Origin of the sequence: Rahnella sp. PAMC25617 (assembly GCF_050606005.1) — a bacterium.
Lineage (GTDB): Bacteria > Pseudomonadota > Gammaproteobacteria > Enterobacterales > Enterobacteriaceae > Rahnella > Rahnella variigena.
In genome coordinates, this window is the sequence record NZ_JBOCUM010000002.1 from 120529 (window position 1) to 139624 (window position 19096).

At 51.4% G+C, this 19096-nt stretch carries 19 protein-coding genes; 10 read left to right on the plus strand and 9 right to left on the minus strand.

Annotated features, from left to right (window positions below; translation table 11 throughout):
• Positions 1 to 185 precede the first annotated feature (185 nt).
• A complete protein-coding gene (locus tag ACM615_RS01370; protein WP_431011314.1) occupies positions 186 to 1337 on the plus strand; it encodes a PQQ-dependent sugar dehydrogenase in 1152 nt (383 codons plus the stop codon).
• Positions 1338 to 1420: 83 nt separating this feature from the next.
• Here the strand turns inward: ACM615_RS01370 and ACM615_RS01375 are convergent, their stop codons facing one another.
• The 3 genes from ACM615_RS01375 to ACM615_RS01385 all read right to left on the minus strand — a co-directional run bounded on the left by ACM615_RS01375 (position 1421) and on the right by ACM615_RS01385 (position 4889).
• Positions 1421 to 2041, minus strand: coding sequence for a glutathione S-transferase family protein (locus ACM615_RS01375; protein ID WP_129639866.1), 621 nt, complete (start codon positions 2039 to 2041; stop codon positions 1421 to 1423).
• A gap of 146 nt (positions 2042 to 2187) precedes the next feature.
• The gene (locus ACM615_RS01380) at positions 2188 to 3471 is read right to left on the minus strand and encodes an MFS transporter (protein WP_120163057.1); all 1284 of its coding nucleotides are present in this window, start codon (positions 3469 to 3471) and stop codon (positions 2188 to 2190) included.
• Entirely contained in the window at positions 3468 to 4889 is a 1422-nt protein-coding gene (locus ACM615_RS01385) for a M20 family metallopeptidase (protein ID WP_431011315.1), read from the minus strand. Before ACM615_RS01385 ends, ACM615_RS01380 begins: the two co-directional genes overlap by 4 nt.
• Before the next feature lie 156 nt (positions 4890 to 5045).
• On the opposite strand from ACM615_RS01385, the gene ACM615_RS01390 reads away from it, so the two are divergent.
• Positions 5046 to 5969: a LysR family transcriptional regulator gene (locus ACM615_RS01390; protein ID WP_129639868.1), complete on the plus strand. Its 924-nt coding sequence runs from the start codon at positions 5046 to 5048 to the stop codon at positions 5967 to 5969.
• Between the two features lie 16 nt (positions 5970 to 5985).
• Here the strand turns inward: ACM615_RS01390 and ACM615_RS01395 are convergent, their stop codons facing one another.
• Positions 5986 to 6699 carry an HAD family hydrolase gene (locus ACM615_RS01395; RefSeq protein WP_431011316.1) on the minus strand — a complete coding sequence of 238 codons (714 nt, stop codon included), beginning with the start codon at positions 6697 to 6699 and terminating at the stop codon, positions 5986 to 5988.
• A gap of 101 nt (positions 6700 to 6800) precedes the next feature.
• Positions 6801 to 7145, minus strand: coding sequence for a GlpM family protein (locus tag ACM615_RS01400; protein ID WP_132966014.1), 345 nt, complete (start codon positions 7143 to 7145; stop codon positions 6801 to 6803).
• Positions 7146 to 7455: 310 nt separating this feature from the next.
• On the opposite strand from ACM615_RS01400, the gene ACM615_RS01405 reads away from it, so the two are divergent.
• The gene (locus ACM615_RS01405; protein WP_112289387.1) at positions 7456 to 8667 is read left to right on the plus strand and encodes a serine hydrolase; all 1212 of its coding nucleotides are present in this window, start codon (positions 7456 to 7458) and stop codon (positions 8665 to 8667) included.
• A 135-nt stretch (positions 8668 to 8802) separates the two neighbouring features.
• Here the strand turns inward: ACM615_RS01405 and ybjG are convergent, their stop codons facing one another.
• The gene (ybjG, locus tag ACM615_RS01410; protein ID WP_129639871.1) at positions 8803 to 9408 is read right to left on the minus strand and encodes an undecaprenyl-diphosphate phosphatase; all 606 of its coding nucleotides are present in this window, start codon (positions 9406 to 9408) and stop codon (positions 8803 to 8805) included.
• A 292-nt stretch (positions 9409 to 9700) separates the two neighbouring features.
• Positions 9701 to 10435 (minus strand): class I SAM-dependent DNA methyltransferase, encoded by a 735-nt coding sequence (locus ACM615_RS01415; RefSeq protein WP_159281080.1) that lies wholly within the window; start codon positions 10433 to 10435, stop codon positions 9701 to 9703.
• Between the two features lie 272 nt (positions 10436 to 10707).
• Between ACM615_RS01415 and ACM615_RS01420 the strand changes: the two genes are divergently transcribed.
• From ACM615_RS01420 to ACM615_RS01435, 4 genes are all read left to right on the plus strand, one after another.
• Positions 10708 to 10995 carry a hypothetical protein gene (locus ACM615_RS01420; protein ID WP_112289384.1) on the plus strand — a complete coding sequence of 96 codons (288 nt, stop codon included), beginning with the start codon at positions 10708 to 10710 and terminating at the stop codon, positions 10993 to 10995.
• A gap of 448 nt (positions 10996 to 11443) precedes the next feature.
• Positions 11444 to 12553: a porin OmpC gene (ompC, locus tag ACM615_RS01425; RefSeq protein ID WP_112289383.1), complete on the plus strand. Its 1110-nt coding sequence runs from the start codon at positions 11444 to 11446 to the stop codon at positions 12551 to 12553.
• Positions 12554 to 12718: 165 nt separating this feature from the next.
• On the plus strand, positions 12719 to 13081 hold the full coding sequence (locus ACM615_RS01430; RefSeq protein ID WP_431011317.1) for a bleomycin resistance protein: 363 nt from the start codon (positions 12719 to 12721) through the stop codon (positions 13079 to 13081).
• 142 nt (positions 13082 to 13223) lie between these two features.
• Positions 13224 to 14132 carry a benzoate transporter gene (locus tag ACM615_RS01435; RefSeq protein ID WP_129639873.1) on the plus strand — a complete coding sequence of 303 codons (909 nt, stop codon included), beginning with the start codon at positions 13224 to 13226 and terminating at the stop codon, positions 14130 to 14132.
• A gap of 215 nt (positions 14133 to 14347) precedes the next feature.
• Here the strand turns inward: ACM615_RS01435 and ACM615_RS01440 are convergent, their stop codons facing one another.
• Entirely contained in the window at positions 14348 to 16030 is a 1683-nt protein-coding gene (locus tag ACM615_RS01440) for an aspartate:alanine antiporter (RefSeq protein ID WP_112289380.1), read from the minus strand.
• 318 nt (positions 16031 to 16348) lie between these two features.
• Here ACM615_RS01440 and ybjM point away from each other — a divergent pair, with 318 nt between their 5' ends.
• The gene (gene ybjM, locus ACM615_RS01445) at positions 16349 to 16720 is read left to right on the plus strand and encodes an inner membrane protein YbjM (protein ID WP_129639874.1); all 372 of its coding nucleotides are present in this window, start codon (positions 16349 to 16351) and stop codon (positions 16718 to 16720) included.
• Positions 16721 to 16800: 80 nt separating this feature from the next.
• Here the strand turns inward: ybjM and ACM615_RS01450 are convergent, their stop codons facing one another.
• A complete protein-coding gene (locus tag ACM615_RS01450; protein ID WP_013575818.1) occupies positions 16801 to 17067 on the minus strand; it encodes a GrxA family glutaredoxin in 267 nt (88 codons plus the stop codon).
• A gap of 285 nt (positions 17068 to 17352) precedes the next feature.
• On the opposite strand from ACM615_RS01450, the gene nfsA reads away from it, so the two are divergent.
• Together nfsA and rimK are read left to right on the plus strand one after the other, a co-directional pair.
• Positions 17353 to 18075 carry an oxygen-insensitive NADPH nitroreductase gene (gene nfsA / locus ACM615_RS01455; RefSeq protein WP_132966023.1) on the plus strand — a complete coding sequence of 241 codons (723 nt, stop codon included), beginning with the start codon at positions 17353 to 17355 and terminating at the stop codon, positions 18073 to 18075.
• Between the two features lie 19 nt (positions 18076 to 18094).
• Positions 18095 to 18997, plus strand: a complete 903-nt coding sequence (gene rimK, locus ACM615_RS01460) for a 30S ribosomal protein S6--L-glutamate ligase (protein ID WP_129639876.1) — start codon at positions 18095 to 18097, stop codon at positions 18995 to 18997.
• The last annotated feature ends 99 nt before the right edge of the window (positions 18998 to 19096 follow it).

Here is a 19096-nt window from a genome sequence, read left to right on the forward strand (position 1 = left end):
TCTGTCGGGGCAGTTTACCGGTATGTTAAGAAAGAGGGAATGCCTTGTTGTTATTATATTTCGGCCAGGCGTTATTCCTGTTGGTTATAGGGAACGAACCGTCGCACAGCAAAATCAGTCACATGGCCTAAACTGAAACTTCACCTCTGAATTTCATTCTTAACAATGCCTCCGGGAGAAGCCTTATGTCCTTTTCTTTCCGCGACACATTATTGCCTGTTTTTACCCTTGTCCTGATATCCGCTCACGCCGGTGCCGCGACGAAGTCACCGATTCCGCCACCCGCAGCGGGCGCACAAGTGAAGGAACTGGCGAATGGCTTAGATCATCCCTGGTCGCTGGCTTTTTTGCCGGATAATCAGGGGGCGCTGATCACCGAACGTAGCGGACAGCTTCGTTTATGGAAGCCGGACGGCGGGCTTTCTTCGCCGCTGAAGGGCGTGCCACGCGTCTGGGGCAGCGGACAGGCCGGTTTGTGGGATGTGCGTTTATCGCCGGATTTTGCCAGCAATCGTCGGGTGTATCTGACTTTCTCGCAGCCGGGTGAAAAGGGCGAACCTCATGCTGCGCTCGGCTACGGCACATTGTCGGCGGATAATAAAACGCTGAGTAATTTTAAAGTGATCTTCATTCAGCAACCGGCCCTGCAAAGCGGTATCAATCTTGGCGGTCGCATGGCGTTTGATGATAAGGGCAATATTTATCTGTCCACCGGCGATAACAATCAGCGCATTAATGCCCAGCATCTGAATCAGCTACAGGGCAAGATTTTGCGCCTCACGCCGGAAGGCGGCATTCCGCAGGGCAATCCGTTTGTGCACGACAAGAATGCGAAGCCTGAAATCTGGACGTACGGCAACCGCAATCCGCAGGGGCTGGCCATCAATCCGTGGAGCGGAGCGCTGTGGGAAACCGAACACGGGCCGCGCGGTGGCGATGAAGTGAATTTACCGCAGCCGGGGAAAAACTACGGCTGGCCGCTGGCGACGTTTGGGATTAACTATTCCGGTCAGCCGATCCCTGAAGCGAAAGGGACGACGCTGGCGGGCGCGGAAGATCCGATTTACTACTGGGAGGTGTCGCCTGCGCTGAGCGGAATGGCGTTCTATAACGCGCAGACATTCCCGCAGTGGAAAAACTCGCTTTTCGTCGGGGCGCTGGCGGGTGAATCACTGATCCGCCTGACGCTTGACGGCGATAAAGTCACCCATGAGGAACGGCTGCTCAGCGATCGTAAAGAGCGTATCCGTGAGGTGCAGATCGGCAGCGACGGGTTTGTGTATGTGCTGACGGATGAGAGCGACGGTAAGTTGCTGAAAGTTGCGCCACAAAACTGAAGTTATTTAAAGGAAAAGGCGGTGAGAAATGACCGCCTGTTGAAGGTTAAATCGAAGCCAGGATTAACCGACGCGAAGACCGGTCAGCTCAGGGGCAACATCACGCGCTTACAGAAAGCCGGACGCTGCTGAAGTTGCTGATACCAGCGTTCCAGATTCGGATGCGCCTGACGTTCAATATCCAGGCGGAACCAGGTATCGGCGTAGCAGGCAACCGGAATATCCCCGATGCCGAACTGCTCACCGGAGAACCATTTTTGCTTCGCCAGCACGGCGTCGGCAATCGCCCAGTATTTTTCAAATGCCGCCATCCCCGCCGCGACCACCGACATATCGCGTTCTGCTTCCGGCGTGCGCACCAGCGTCAGGAACACCTGACGAAACGGTACGGTCAGCGAGTTACTGCACCAGTCCAGCCATTTATCCGCCGCTGCCCGTTGTTGCAGATTGTCCGGCCAGAAGGCTTCTTCGCCGGAACGTTCTGCCAGATAGCGCAGAATGGCATTGGATTCCCACAACACGAAATCGTCGTCCTGCAGACAAGGCACCAGCCCGTTCGGGTTAAGCGACAGATAAAGCGGTTCATTGTTTTTGCCATACACGCCGCCGGCATTGATGTGCTGAAAGGTCACATTCAGTTCATCGAGCAGCCACAGTACTTTTTTGACATTGCTTGAATTTTCGCGGCCCCATAGGGTGAGCATCCGGAACTCCTTGTTTTTAATAGGGGAAAACAGAAGGTGTACACCTTTCTGGCTAAGACTATAGGCCACGGTCAGTGATTAAGCGACGTGAAAAAAGTAACACTCAGCAACAGGATCTCCCGCCGCTGAGTGCTGCTGAGGCGAAATCAGCGCTGAGTTTTTTGTGCTTTAAACAGTGACCAGACGCTGAGCAGGGCGACAACCATCAGATAGTACCCCGGCGCCAGACTGCTGCCGGTGGCGGAGATCAGCAGCGTACAGATGAACGGTGCAAAACCACCGAAAACAGTCACCGCAACGTTGTAGCTGATCGCCATGCCGCTGGCGCGGGTGGTTATCGGGAACAAATCCGCCATCATCGAAGGCACGGTAGAGAAATACACCGATTTCAGCAGTGCCAGCCAGCTAATAAGCAGCAGCAATGACATCGCCGACGTGTATTGCAGCATCAGCCAGAACGCCGGATAAATGGTCAGCAGCAACAGAATCAATGAGCCCCACATCAGCGGCAGACGACCAATTTTCTCTGCCCACAGCCCCATAAACGGCGTGACTACGGTCAGGATGATCCCGGCGGCCAGCGTGGCGCTGAATCCGGCGGAAGCAGGCAGATGCAGCGTTTTGGTCGCGTATGTTGGAACATAGTTCAGCATGTAGTTGATGGCGGTAGACACCACCATCAGGCCGATGGCTGTAAAGAACAGACCTTTCTGTGAACGGACGATTTCTTTCAGCGGAGAGGCCGTCTTTTCGGCTTTACTGAAGCTTTCCGATTCTTTGATATGGCGGCGGATATACAGCCCGACCGGGCCGATCAGCAGACCGAAAATAAACGGAATACGCCATCCCCAGTCCTGTAACTGCGTTTCGCTCAGGACGGCGGATAACCCCAGCCCGAAAGCCGAGGCCAGCAGCGTGCTGGCACCCTGCGTGGCGAACTGCCAGCTGGCGATAAACGCTTTACGCTCCGGAAAATGTTCGACCAGAAACGCCGTCGAACTGCCGAATTCCCCGCCTGCGGAAAATCCCTGAATCAGCCTGGCGGCCAGTATCAGCAGCGGTGCTGCCATGCCGATAGTGGCGTAAGAAGGTGTGATAACGATAATCAGCCCGCCGATCATCATCAGGCTGATGGACATCAGCAACGAGGCTTTGCGACCGTGTTTATCGGCGTAAGCGCCCAGAACAATGGCACCCAGAGGGCGGATCAAAAATGAAACGCCGAAACTGCCAAATGCCAGCAGCAGGGAAACAGTTGGGTCTGACGTCGGGAAATACGCATGGGCGATATAGCTGGCGAAAAAGCCGTAAATAGCGATATCAAACCATTCCAGTGCGTTACCGATACAGGTCGCGAACAAAGTTTTCATCAGGCTGGGCTTTTCTGCCGTTGAGCCTGCGTGTTGAGATGTGGCGCTTAACTGGCTCATTTTGCACCTCCGGCGTGGGCAAGATGCTGTTCCAGCAGGCGGGGACCGCGCTCACCGAGATCCCACAAAAGATGAGTCATGATAGCCAGCCCCTCGCGGGCCACGGAAATCAGCATATGTTCGTTAACGCCATGCTGGCCGCAGGCCGGATAAGAGTGCGGAACCCAAAGCGTCGGCAAACCGAGAATGTCGGCAAAGACATCATTAGGCAGCGAACCGCCCAGATTTGGCAGCAGTGCCGGTTTTTTGCCGGTTGTCAGCTGCATGATATCCAGCGCCCAGCCGACCAGCGGGTCGGTCGGATCAAATCGTGTCGCCGGTGAGCCGCGTACAAATTCCACATCGACCTGCGGGAAACCGTGAGCATCCAGATGTGCGCGCACGTGCTCTGCCAGATTCTGCCAGTCGGTACCGACCACAAACCGCAGCTGACAAACTGCTGTAGCATTGCCCGGAATAGCGTTCATCGGGCGCTGCGGATTACCGGTCAGGAACGACAGCACTTCCAGCGTATTCCACGCGTACAAACGCTCGGTTGGCGTCAGACCCGCTTCGCCCCAGTTCGGGTCAATTTGCGGATCGCTGGCACCACCACCCACATCGACATCACTGAGGATCTCACGGATAGCCTCGCTGACCGCCGGTGGTTTCAGTGCCGCAACCTGCAGCTGACCGTGCTGATTCACCAGCGATGCCAGCGCATTCGCCAGCTGCGTACCCGGATTAGTGAGCAGACCGCCCCAGTTTCCGGAGTGATAGGCATTGTCGCGTGCGTTAATCGTCAGACGGAAATTCACCGCGCCCCGTGAGCCGAGGAATAATGTCGGGCGTTCTGCGCTCAGACGCGGACCGTCCGAGGCCAGAAAAATATCGGCGCTCAGTTGTTCACGATAATCACGGCAAAGTTCAGCCAGTCCCGGAGAGCTGATTTCTTCGCCCATTTCAAACAGCAGTTTGCAGTTGAATCCCAGGCGGCCGCCGCGGGCTTTGAAAATCTGCTCCAGCGCGGCGATGTTGACGCTGTGCTGGCCTTTATTGTCGGCGCTGCCGCGTCCGTACCAGCGGTCACCTTCCTCTTTAAGCTCCCAGGGCGATAAATCCTGCCGCCAGTTTTCATCGTCGCCAAATACCACATCACCATGGCCGTAACTCAGTACGGTTGGCAGGTTGCTGTCTTCAATGCGCGTGGCAATCAGAAAAGGACGGTGTGAGGCATGAGGATTTTCCACGCTGAGCAGGCTGAAACCCATCGCGGAAAGTGCCGGTTTAATCTCTTCATCGAGATAGCGCGCCAGTTCTGCGTCGCGCTGATTACTCTGGCTTTCAGTCGCAATAGCGACCCTGCGTGCCAGAGTTCGTTTATATTCACCCTGATCGAACCAGGCCAGCGCCTGTTCAACGATATTTTCCGCTGTCATATGAAACCTGCTTGTAATTGTTTTGAGGATTTATTGTTGGTTTTTTTAGCAGTTTCACTCTAAGCGCTGCGCAAGCGTTGCCACAATAATAATAATTGCAACTTAGCGTTGCTTTTATTGTAATGCTCATCTGCACAGTTATGAGGCAATAAAGTCATGCAAAGTTCGGAGATCCGCTATTTTCTGGCGGTAGCGAATACGGGGTCACTGAGCGGGGCGAGTAAGCAATTATTTGTCGCCGTATCTGCCATCAGCCGCCAGATCCAGCGGCTTGAAGAGCGCATCGGTGCGCCGCTGTTTGAACGTCATGCCCGCGGGATGGTGCTTAACGATGCCGGGCAGATCCTCGAAAACCACGTGCGTAAAAGCATGATGGATATGGAACATGCAATAGCGGAAATTCAGGGGCTGAATGCGGTACGCCGCACGGTGATCCGCATGGCCTGTACCGACGGGCTGGCGTTTGATCTGCTGCCGCAGTTGTTTTCACAGTTCAGACACGATCATCCCGGCGTGATGTTTTACCTCAATGTCGGTACGGCGGTGGAAGTGTCGGAAATGATCCATAAGGGGGAAGTGGATTTCGCCTTGCAGTTCAGCCTGGTGGCCGAGCGCGGCGTGGATATCATGGCCTCTTTTCCCGCACCGGTGAGGATGGTCATGCGGCCGGATCATCCGCTGGCTGGAAGCCATGTGCAACTGACTGATTTACATCCGTATCCGCTGGCGATGAACGAGCAGGGCAGCACCATCCGTCAGCTGTTTGATTTGTCATGCCGGATGAGCGGCGTTTTTCTCGAACCGGCGGTGAGCTGTAACCGTTTCTCTGTGTTGTACGATTTTATGGTGCATACGCCCGGCGCAATTGCGGCATGCAGCCATTTTTCCATTATGTATAAAGCGCGCCGCGACAATCTGCGCGTCAAACCGGTGAACATTGAACAGCTGAATCAGCGGACGTTGCAGTTGCAGTCACCGGCTGGAAAACGGCGTTCCGCTGCGCTGACGCAATTCATCGAGTTTGTTCGCGGTGAGATAGCGCGGGAAAGCGAAGCGTTTATCCGTGATTTTGGTCTGTAGGTAAAAACATCTTTCTTCAGCAGGTGGCCTGTTGCAGATGTGGATAACGCGACCAGTGCTGAGAAAGCCAGCCCTTTTCGGCCGCGATATTTTGCAGCGCCTCGCCGGGATTAATCACCGTCGACACGTCGGCAAATTCCAGCAAAGGCTGATCGTATAACGTGTGACTGTAGGCAAATATTTGCTGATAAGCAGGGGGCTTGCGGGTTTCCAGCCAGAGTTTCAGCCGGTCGAGGCGACCCTGATGAAACGTCAGATGGCCTTCCACCACACCGCTGAACCGCTGATTACTGACGCCCGCCTTTAACCCGATACCAGCCTGCGCGCCAAGACGTCTCGCCACCGGTTTCACCAGATGTTCGCCGGAGGCCGAGACAATCAGGATTTCATCCCCGCGCGCCCGGTGCCACTCCAGCTTTTCACGTGCCTGCGGATACACACGCGGCATGATATCGCGGTGAATAAACCGCTGAACCCAGTTCGCCACGGTCGGGCAGCTCAGACCGCTCATCGGGACAAAGGCACGGGCAAGATAATCACTGTAGTGGGCGGCAGATTGCGGGGAAAACTGAGCACCGGCGACTGAATTTTGTGCAGGCAGGGCATGCAGGCGGTAATGACAGAGTTCATCCGAAGAGGCATAACCCTGAGAAATCAGCCAGTGCAGCCACAGGTTGTGGCTGTCATCACAAATCAGGGTATGGTCGAGCTCAAAAATGGCGAGATCCATGGTGCGGATTCCCTCAGCTGACAGTCTTCATTCAGCGTAGCGCAATTTTGGCGTTTGAGTGTTTTGTGAACGATATTGCCACGTAATCTTAATAAACCGATTTACCCGGCGTGAAAACGTGTCCACAGGCTGATCAGTGCCCAGGCGGCCAGCGACCAGCAGGCGACGGCGGCAATCAGAGCGTAAGGTAATTTCATCGAACCGATGAAAAAATATAAGGAAAGCAGATACACCATGTAGGGGATGACGGCCCACAGGCCGAAAATGATGGTGGTGCGTAGTGCCTCGATATTGCGTTCAGTGCCGACTATATAATGGGCGATCAGAGCGAAAGTCGGGAACAACGGCACCAGCCCGGCAATGTAATAGTTACGTGTTTTAGAGAGTATTCCGATCAGGATCACGACCAGTGCGCCAGTCAGCGCTTTAAAGACCAAACCTGCCATTTCTGCCCCTGCCATCAGTTCACCCACGTTGAAGTCACGTTGTGAATAAGCCGTTTATTGTTATAGATATTTTGTATGTGTTTGTATGCCAAATTGCCGCACATGTTTGAAATGGTCAAGTACTGACTGCCGTTTTTATCGCCAGGTGAATCTGCGCAAGCAGCGGAAAACTTTACTATTCTTAAGATCTTTACACTATTTAGGTTTATTCCCGACGCGGAAAGCAGTAGGTTTTACACCTGACAGACTTGCACAATCTGATTGAAAGATAAGATAAATTTCAGTTACCCGGACAAAAGCGCTGATACCTATGACAATTTCTTCCCCATTCAAACGGACTTTCATTTACGCGCTGGGCAGTGGAATACTCCTGCTGGCGCTTCCCGCCGCTCAGGCGGATACCGGCCCCGTCGCCCCTCAGATTAATGCCAAATCCTGGGTGTTAATGGATTACAACAGCGGGAAAATCATCACCGAATCTAACCCTGATGCCCGTCTCGACCCGGCCAGCCTGAGTAAAATTATGGTCAGCTATGTGGTCGGACAGGCGATCAAATCTGGCAAAATCAAATCCGATGATCTGGTTTCTGTCGGCAACGATGCCTGGGCAACCGGCAATCCGGTATTACGCGGCTCCTCGCTGATGTTCCTTAAACCGGGCGACCGCGTGCCGGTGTCCGAACTCAATAAAGGCATCGTCATTCAGTCGGGTAACGATGCCAGTATCGCGCTGGCCGATTACGTCGCGGGTAGCCAGGATTCATTCGTCAATCTGATGAACCGTTACGCAGAACAATTGAAACTGCAAAATACGCATTTCAAAACAGTTCACGGGCTTGATGCGGATGGTCAGTACACCTCCGCCACCGATATGGCGCTGCTGTCACAGGCCTTAATCCGCGATACGCCGGATGAATATGCGCTGCACAAAGAGAAAGAATTCACCTTCAACCACATCAAACAGATCAACCGTAACCGCCTGTTGTGGAGCTCAAACCTGAACGTTGACGGGATTAAAACCGGCTACACGTCAGGCGCGGGTTATAACTTAGTCTCCTCGGCCAGCGATTCAACCGGCATGAGACTGATTGCCGTGGTGATGGGCGCGCCAAGCGACCGTATCCGCTTCAGCGAAAGCGAAAGCCTGCTGACATGGGGTTTCCGCTTTTACGAAACGCTGACGCCGATTAAAGCCGGTGATGCATTTACCAGTCAGCGCGTCTGGTTTGGTGAGGAAAAAATGGTGCCGCTGGGCGTCGCGGAAAATGCGTCGCTGACGATGCCGAAAGGGCAGCTGAAGAATCTCAAAGCCAGCTTTAATCTGACCAATAAGCAACTTGAAGCGCCGCTGGCGAAAAATCAGGTGGTGGGTACGGTAGATTTCAGTCTGGACGGTAAAGTGATTGAACAGCGTCCGCTGGTCGCATTGCAGGAAGTGAAGGAAACCGGCTTTATTGGTCGTATCTGGGACTTCGTGATGATGAAAATCAGCGGTCTGTGGGCAAGTATTTTTGGGAAATAAAACCCTGTCATCCCTCAGGCTGCCTCTGCGGTAGCTGCGTTTGTTCACCCCGGTCACTTACTGATGTAAGCTCCGGGGTTTCACACACTTGCCGCCTTGAAGCAACTCGAATGATTCAGGGGGGTGTTTCAGTTGTTAGTTCTGTACCCAGCCTTTCTTAATCGGGAAGGCAAATCCGAAGCGGTAAACCTTACACATCATCGCGTTAATCTGCTCACCGAACAGGTTCCACACCAGCTGTGCGAACAGGCAGCCGAGCATCCCCACCAGTAAACCGCCGACCATATCCAGCGGCCAGTGAACCCCCAGATAGACGCGTGACCAGGCGATACCCACGGCGGTCACCATCAGTATTGCGCCGGACCACAGGCGGTGCCAGAACAGGAACGACAGGGCGAAGGTGAAGATGGCGGTGCCATGATCGCTCGGGAATGAACTGTCAGGGGCGTGCTGGATGAAGGTATGTCCGAACCCTTCCACGAAAGGGCGCGCATGAGGGAATAACAGCGATAACGACTTAGCGGTCGCCATCGCAAAAAGAAGGGCAATAGCTGTTTTGCTGACCAGAACGCGTTGCTGGCCAATGTTCTCGCGCTGTCCCCAAAGCCATAGACCAACAATCAGCAGGGGGACAATGATAATCAGGTCATTGGCCAGAAATGAGGCGAACTTGATCAGCATCTCCGGCGAGGCCGGCGTCGCATTAATCCAGAGAAAAACCAGATGGTTCAGCTGTTCCATTAAACTACCCTCGAATAAACAGGCCAAAATAGCCTTCAAAAAATTGCGATCAATCAGTCACCCTTCATAAACGCCGGATACGTTAATTGGCGTGGTCACGGAGGTAAAGTGGACGTCATCTGAATATCCGCAGTCATTGAGCAACGGTATAGTTTCGCGATGAAATGAAGTGTAAACAGAAGAACTTAAGGAAGCCTTAAGCAGGCGGGAGGACGAGCCTCCCGGCGGTGATGCCTGACTGGATAAATGAAAGAAAAGATTTCAGAAAGAGGGGGTATCAGGGGGGGAACGATTAACGCGGTTTTCGCACTGACATCAGGAACAGCATTGGTCGTTCGGCTTCCTCAGCAAGGTCCGGATAAGCGGCAATCTGCTTAGCAGAAGGGCCCCATTCATCCAGATGACAGATAACGAATCCTGCTTCAATCAACAAATTGATATAAGTTCCGAGCTTCCGGTGCTGCTTAATAACGCCTTCTGCAAACCAGTCAGTGACGCGCTGGCCTTCACGCTGATAACCTTCCACCGGCCAGGTTTTATGACCTTGCCCGTTGAGTTTCCAGCCCGGCTCTGAAGGCGCGGTATACACCGGATGCTCGGCGGAGAAGACGAAATGCCCCCCTGCTTCCAGCGCCTGATAAACAGTACGGAACATCGCGGGCAGTGCGTCAATGTAATGCAGAGTCAGGGAACTGTAGGCAAGGTTGAAAGAAGCTTCGGGTAAGGTTAGCGTCTCCAGGTCGCGTCTTTCATAGCGGATAACCGTATCCGGGGTCATGGAACGGGCCTTATCCAGCATTTTCTCTGAGACATCCAGGCCGAGAACGTCATCTGCGCCCATTTCACGTGCAGCCCGGCAAAACCAGCCGTAGCCACAACCCAGATCGACCACGCGCGCGTTTTTCATGTCTGGCAGCAATGCTTTCAGGGAAGGCCATTCCGGTGCGCCGTCCAGCCCGAACTGCGAGCGTCCGAGTTGGGCATAGCCATCGAAAAAGGCCTGATCATCGTAAATATTTTGCGTCATGAGAATGACTCCTATAAAAATAGTCTTAACTGCCAATTCATTTTGGCCTGAATAGTGTAGTGAAAAATTTCATAAGAGAGCAATGAAATGGAGTTTCGTAAGGCCGTTTTTGCTGATTTAAGTGTATTACAACGTCTCGGGCGGGAGACCTGTCGCCATTATTTTGGTAGTTTGTGGCAAAATAGTGACGAGCTGGATGCATCAGATGGCTGAGACTGCCTATGTGACGGCCACACAGACGACTAAATTGTGGATGATGAAAAAGGATATCAATGATTAAAATACGCCTGGGCGGCCTGTTTATTACACTGGAAGCGGGAGAAGATATTCCTTACGCGCCGGAATATTGTGAACATTACACTTACCTTTTTCATCCGGTAGAAGGCGGCTATGAAATTTTGCGTTACGATGCATATTCTGGCTGGCATAAACGCCCGGACCAGTTATTTGAAGACGGACATCAGGCATTTGTATTTGCTTATCAGGCGTACCAAAATGAATGGAATCAGACCGACGGGCGGTTAGGCGGTAAAGATCAACATCTCGAACGTATTATGTAATAAACATGTGTACAAATAGATCCATCAGCCTCCCAACCCGGAGGCTTTTTTGTGGATGAAATTGCAACCCTGCCACCGCAGATATACAAAACATTACATTAGGCTTATCAATATCCAGATTATGTTTCCATGCCATAGTTCCGCAGTGAAATGATTATTATCATCAGGCATCACTGCAAAAATAATAGTAATTACTGGGTGGGATAATCGTAGTCAAGATTATGTTTTATATGGTTTTATTATTATGAGTTGATGATTTTTTAAACTTAAACCAATGCCAAACGAAAACAACTTCAAATTTTTTTCGGTTGCAACGGAACTTATCCTGGATTATTTTGACGGCCATCAGTTCCAGACCCTAAAGAAGAAATATAACTTCACGGTGGGCTGAGAATTAACTTGCCGGGTGGCAATGTAGATAGCTTCCAAATAATCAAGGATATTGATGATGAAATTACGCGCACTTTCTCTGGTAATTCCTGCTCTGATGATGGCCGGCACTGCTGGCGCTGCCGAAATTTATAATAAAGACGGCAACAAACTCGATCTGTTCGGTAAAGTCGACGGCTTACATTATTTCTCCAGCGATGACAGCACTGACGGCGACCAGTCATATATGCGTTTGGGTTTCCGCGGTGAAACCCAAATTAATAGCGAACTGACCGGTTACGGTGAGTGGGAATATCAGGCAGCTCTGAATTCTCCGGAAAACGCTGATAACAACAACTTTACCCGTGTTGGTTTTGCAGGTCTGAAATTCGGCCAGTGGGGTTCACTGGATTACGGCCGTAACTATGGCGTGATGTACGACGTCGCGGCATGGACCGACGTATTGCCTGAATTCGGCGGCGATACTTACGGTGCAGACAACTTCATGTTCCAGCGTGCTAACGGCGTGCTGACCTACCGTAACAAAGATTTCTTCGGTGTTGTTGATGGCCTGGATGTTGCTGTTCAGTATCAGGGCAAAAACGGCAGCGCGACCGAATCTAACAACGGCCGTGACGTACTGGCTCAAAACGGCGACGGCTACGGCATGTCCCTGTCTTATGACCTGGGCGAAGGCTTCAGCGCTGCAGCAGCCATGATGGCTTCAGACCGTACCGCCGAGCAAAATGGCCGTAACAATCCGGCAATCATCGGTAACGGCGACAAAGCGACTGCTTACAGCGGTGGTCTGAAATACGATGCGAACAACATCTATCTGGCCGCGATGTACACCCAGAGCTACAACGCAAACCGCTTCGGTAAAGCAGGCAGCACCGCTTACGGTTACGCGGACAAAGCGCAGAACTTTGAAGCGGTAGCGCAATACCAGTTCGACTTCGGTCTGCGCCCGTCTATCGCATATGTTCAGTCCCACGCACGTAATATCCCGGGTTACAGTAACCAGAACCTGACCAAATATGTTGATGTTGGCGCGTCTTACTTCTTCAACAAAAACATGCTCACTTACGTTGATTACAAAATCAACCTGATGGACGACACCCGTCTGACCCGCGACGCCGGCATCAACACCGATGACGTTGTGGCTGTTGGTCTGGTTTATCAGTTCTGATAAACCGACGCTGCCCTTATTGGTGAGGGCACCTGCGTCTCATGTGTCTGGATCCCCTGCCGAAAGGTGGGGGATTTTCGTTTACATTCAACCTTTCTTCACATTGATGGCTCAGGCATGATGGCGTGAACGTTTAACGACATCTTCCGACGACAGAGAGCCGCTATGACCGATTTTGCTACACCTAATCTCCCTTCCCGAAATTTCAGCGCGACACAAGATTTCTATGGCAGTTTTGGCTTCACCACGACCTATGTCGATGACGGCTGGCTGATAATGACCCGCGGAACCCTCACGCTGGAATTCTTCCTGCACACAGATCTTGATCCGCTCACAAGCTGGTTCAGTTGCTGTTTACGCGTCGATGACGCCGATGCCATGTTTGCTGCTTTTAAAGCCGCAGGTATCGGCGAGGATCCTCATTCACGTCCCTGCGTTCATCTGCCTCAAATCCAGTCAGGGATGAGAATGGGCGTCATGATTGATATCGATGGAACATTGGTGCGGGTGATTGAGAATGAGTCATAGCAGAACGGGAGATAGTTAAAGGAGCAAAAGAAATAATTTGTGGCAGGCTGAGATATCACCAGGGTAGAAATGGAAATTTATTGATATCATTACGCACAAATTATTTCTGTTTCCTTACAATTTACCAACAGGATGTTGGCTCATGATTTACGATTGCTTTTTGTTTTATGACGAGGATATGTTGTTAGATATCCGTCTTAACACACTCTATCCGCATGTTGACTGGTTTGTCATCGTTGAGTCGCGATACACATTTACGGGTAAGAAGCGGGAGAAACTCCATTTCGATATCAGCAAATATGAGAAATTCAAAGACAAGATTATTTATGTAATCAATGAAGCTGTCCCCGTCATTCATGATAAATCCTTTAAGTCTAATTGCTCAGTCGTTGAAGCTGGACAATCTGATCCCTGGGAAAATGAGACTGTGGCACGCAATTCCATCATGTTGGGACTTAAAAATGCGCAGGATAATGACATCATCATCATTTCTGACGTTGATGAAATAATAAACCCGGAAAGCATTTCTCAGTTCAGCCATTTCCATCTTTGTACCATCCTGCATCAGAATTTCTACAACTATAAATTTAATATTCAGGTACTAAACAATGACGGGTCGGCGCGCAAATGTAAGTTGCCGAAGATGGTTAAGTTCAAAGTGCTGAAGAAATTCTTTTTATCCCAACCTGATTTGCTAAGAAATGTGAAGCGAAGGGGATCTGTCATCAGGGAGAGCTGGCTGCGCTGGAACTGGCTGAAGTACAGAACCAAAACGCTGAATAATGGGGGATGGCATTTCTCGTGGGTTATGACTGATGAGCGGATCTCAGAGAAAATGTCTACCATCTCTCACACAGAACATAACACCCCGGAATTCAACAACCCTGATCATATCCGCCGCTGCGTTGAAAATAATCAGGATTTATGGAACCGGCAAAGAGTCATGAAAGTGATCCCGATGACCAAAGAGTTCTTCCCTGATTATCTGGTTAACAAAAAAGATGAACTGGCAGCGTTTATCCGTCAGGAAAAATCGATCACAGATAATTGAGTTGATTTTAAAGGGATTTTGAAGCAGAAAAGAAAAAACCCATCAATCTTGAACCTAACGAGGCGGGATTGACGGGCTCTCCAAATTTGGGGACTTCAAAGAAAAGCAGTGGCACTAATTAAGACTACAGGTAACTTTAAAAGTTCGTTCCATGTGGCAAAAATTTAAAAAAATTATTGATTTTTTTTTGCCACATTACGGTTCAATGAGTTACGTCATGCCCCGGGCCAAATGATGACAATCAATGTCCCGGCGAGTGTCAGCAATACGTTAGCAATCGCGTAGGTTCCTGCATAACCGAGTGCCGGAATGTTACTACGTGCGGTATCACTGATGATTTCCATCGCAGGGGCACAAGTTCGTGCGCCCATGATCGCGCCGAACAATAATGCGCGGTTCATGCGTAACACATATGCCCCGAAGATAAAGCAGATCACCACCGGTACCAGGCTGACGATCAGGCCCGAAAGCAACATCTGACCACCAACCGCGCCAAGCCCGTTATTGATACCTGCACCGGCACTCAGGCCGACGCCCGCCATAAACACCATCAGGCCAAACTCTTTCACCATATTCAGCGCACCCTGCGGGATATAACCAAAAGTAGGGTGATTGGCCCGCAGGAAGCCCAGCATGATCCCGGCGAACAGCAGGCCTGCTGCATTGCCGATACCAAAGCTGAAGTTTTTAAACTGGAAGGTGATAAGACCAATCATCAGGCCGACGATAAAGAAGGCGCAGAAGGCCAGCAAATCGGTGAGCTGGCTGTGAACGGAGATAAACCCGATACGCTCCGCCACGCTTTTGACGCGTTTCGCATCGCCGCTGACCTGCAAGACATCACCTTTATTGAGAACGATGCTGTCGTCGATCGGCATTTCAATCTGGCTGCGGATCACGCGGTTCAGGAAACAACCCTGATCGGTCAGGTTGAGCTGGCTCAGACGTTTACCGACGGCATGGTTATTTTTGACCACCACTTCCTCGGTCACAATGCGCATGTCGAGCAGGTCGCGGTCGAAGACTTCCTTACCGTTTCGGAAACTCGGATCAAGACGCGAATGCGCATCCGGATAACCCACCAGCGAGATCTCATCGCCGACCTGCAACACTGCGTCACCGTCCGGCGTCGCCAGAATGCCATTACGGCGGATGCGTTCGATATAGCATCCGGTCTGGCGATAAATGCCCAGTTCGCGAAGATTTTTGCCATCCGCCCAGGCCACCAGTTCCTGTCCGACGCGATAGGCGCGGATCACCGGAAGATAGACTTTGCGTTTGCTGTCAGTATCCAGGCCACGTTCGCGTGCTATTTGCTGGGCGCTGGTCGGTAAATCCTGATGTTGTAGCTTCGGCAGATAACGCGCGCCGAAAATCAGGCTGACCAGTCCGATCAGATAGGTCAGGGCGTAACCGAGACTCAGATTGTCCAGCTCAGAACCGAGAAGATTATTGCCGCCCATGGTGTTGCGCAGGGTATCCCCGGCGCCGACCAGAACCGGCGTCGAGGTCATGGAACCGGCGAGCATACCGGCGGTAAGGCCGATATCCCAGCCAAACAATCGCCCGAGCCCGAGAGCCAGCAACATGGCGCTGCCGACCATTACCAGTGCAAGCATGAAATAATTTTTGCCGTCGCGGAAGAAAATCGAAAAAAAGTTCGGTCCGGCTTCCACGCCAACACAGAAAATAAACAGCATAAAGCCGAGGTTCAGCGCTTCGGTATTGATGCTGAAATGCTGCTGACCTAAAAGCAGCGAAACCACTAATACGCCAATAGAATTTCCGAGCTGGACGGAACCCAGACGAATTTTCCCCAGACACAAACCGAGTGCCAGAACCACAAATAATAACAGGATGTAATTCCCGTTTAACAAACTAGCGACGTTTATATTCACAAGGATAACTTATTGTTTACCAACAAATTCTTGATATAGGAGAATGTAAAGGATAAATTCAGAAACGGAAAATTCCTACTTAGCTGGCACCGTCTGAACAGACCAGGGAAGTGGAAATTGGGTTTCGGGCGTCATTTTAGTCACAGAACGCCAGTTCAGCCAGAGAAATGCCCGTATAAATCTTCTGAAAGCTTTTTTTGTGTTTCGCGGGATTGCGGAACGCGCTGGGGAAATGAGCCAGAAGGCTCTGACAGGTAATAAAGAACGCATTTTGTGCAGAGAACCTGTGAATCTCGCCAACTTTAAGGAGGAAGTAAAATGGCCATTTGGCGAAAGGTACTAGCGACGTTTATTTGTTTCATGATGTTCTTAATTCTTTATATTATATTAAGGAATGGTTGGATTGTTGTTATAAGTATCGCCCCGGGCCCTGAATACGGGCTGCTATTATTTTTACTACCCGGCATGGTGACGTCGCTGATTTCCCGCGACTCGGCGATATTTTCCTCCCTTGTCGGAGGGCTGGTTTCCATTCCTGTCTGTTTTTTATTGCGTCTGGCCTTTTACCCACGCGTTCGTCCACTGGTTCAGGAATTAGCTTATGCCACCAGCGCGATATTCTGGTGTGTTCTGGGCGCTATGCTGGTGCAAATGCTGCTCATCGCTTACCAGCAGTTCAGGCAACACTGACATGTGATGATGTCGAGGCCATAAAAAAGGCGCTCATTGAGCGCCTTTTTGCTGTGTGTATGTCTTTATTTTTTTGCGGGTCAGTTGCTGAACAACGCCAGATGCTCTTTGGCATAGGCTTCAAAATCAGTGCAACCGCCGATGTGTTTCTGATCCAGGAAAATCTGTGGAACCGTTTCAACCGGTTTACCCACGGTTTTTTCCAGGTCGGCTTTAGTGATGCCTTCCGCGTGGATGTCGATGTAACGGAAGTTGAAATCATCACGTTCTTCAGTCAGTTTTTCAGCCAACTCTTTAGCGCGCACGCAATAAGGACAGCCAGGACGCCCGAAAATTACTGCAAACATGGAGACTCCTTTGTTAATACCAGCAAGATAAAATGAAAGGGGAGTGACTATTTTTGTTATCCACATCACCTTTTTGATGTCGCTACTATGCCTGTTGCAAACCATAAAAAAAAGCAGGAATTACCTGTCAGTTCGATACCTTTGACCTATCCAAATGAACCTGCTGCTGTTTTTAGCTGCTACACATTGTTGCACCAATTGATGCCGCAAGCCTTGCAAACGGTGCTCACAGCATGAATGATTGACTCAGATTTCTCCTCACTTACACCATTCAGGAATTTTTTAATGACGCCGACTATCGACCTTTTGCGCTCTCACCGTTCAATTCGCGCCTTCACCGACCAGCCGGTATCCGAAGAACAACGCGAAGCCATTATTAGCGCTGCGCAATCAGCATCGACTTCCAGTTTCCTGCAATGTTCTTCTATTATTCGCGTCACCGATCCTGCGTTACGCGAAACGCTTGTGCAGTACACCGGCGGCCAGAAATATGTCGCCAGTGCGGCAGAATTTTGGGTTTTCTGCGCCGATTTCAACCGTAATTTGCAGATCAATCCCGAAGCTGAACTTGGCCTTGCAGAACAGCTGCTGCTGGGTTGCGTGGATACCGCGCTGATGGCGCAAAATGCCATGACGGCGGCAGAATCGCTCGGTCTGGGCGGGGTATTTATAGGCGGGATCCGTAATCAGGTTGAAGATGTTGTCACGCTGCTGAAATTGCCAAAATTTGTCATGCCGCTGTTTGGTTTTTGCATCGGTACGCCAGCACAGGATCATCAGGTGAAACCGCGTATGCCACAATCCATGCTGGTTCACGAAAACAGTTATCAGCCATTGGATAAAGCGGTACTGGCAGAGTACGACGAACAATTAAGCGAGTATTATCTGCAACGGGACAGCAATGCGCGTCGCGATACCTGGAGCGACCTGATTATGCGCACGCTGAAAAAGGAACAGCGTCCGTTTATGCTGGACGCTTTGCACAAGCAAGGTTGGGCAACACGCTAAAACGGCGACGGAGTGTCGGATGAAAATTGCAATTCTCTCCCGTGACGGGTCTTTGTATTCGTGTAAGCGGCTGAAGGAAGCAGCAGAATCCCGCGGGCATGAGATAGATATTATTGACCCGCTTTCCTGCTATATGAATATCAATCCGGCCGCGCCAAGTGTGCATTACCGTGGACGTCAGCTCGATATTTATCAGGCGGTGATCCCGCGTATCGGTTCTGCCATCACTTTTTATGGCACTGCGGTCTTACGCCAGTTTGAAATGCTGGGCAGTTTTCCGCTCAATGAATCAGTGGCCATTACCCGCGCGCGCGATAAATTGCGCTCTATGCAGATTCTGGCTCGCGAATGCATCGATTTGCCGATCACTGGTTTTGCCAATGCTCCGGATGATACGTCGGATTTGATTGCACTGGTGGGCGGTGCGCCACTGGTGGTGAAACTGGTGGAAGGCACGCAGGGCATCGGCGTGGTGCTGGCGGAAACCCGTCAGGCGGCGGAAAGCGTGATTGACGCATTTCGTGGCCTGAACGCGCATATTCTGGTGCAGGAATATATTCGTGAAGCGCAGGGGCGTGATATCCGCTGTCTGGTCGTGGGTAAGAAAGTGGTGGCGGCCATTGAGCGTCAGGCCAAACCGGGTGATTTTCGATCCAACCTTCATCGCGGCGGCACGGCGGCTAAGGTCAACATTACGTCACAAGAGAAAGAGATTGCAGTGAAAGCCGCGCTGACGTTGGGGCTGGACGTCGCCGGCGTGGATATTCTGCGGGCAAACCGTGGCCCGCTGGTGATGGAAGTCAACGCGTCACCAGGGCTGGAAGGTATCGAAACGACGACCGGACTGGATATCGCCGGTATGATGATCGACTACATTGAGCAACGGGCTCGCCCCGGATTTCGTCTGAAGTCCGGGGGCTAATTCTTATTTAGCCGCGCTAATGTCCATCAATCCGGTATTGATCGTAGCGCTTACCGGCATAATTCCGTAAGCTATGACCCCTTCGTAATGCCGATAGCG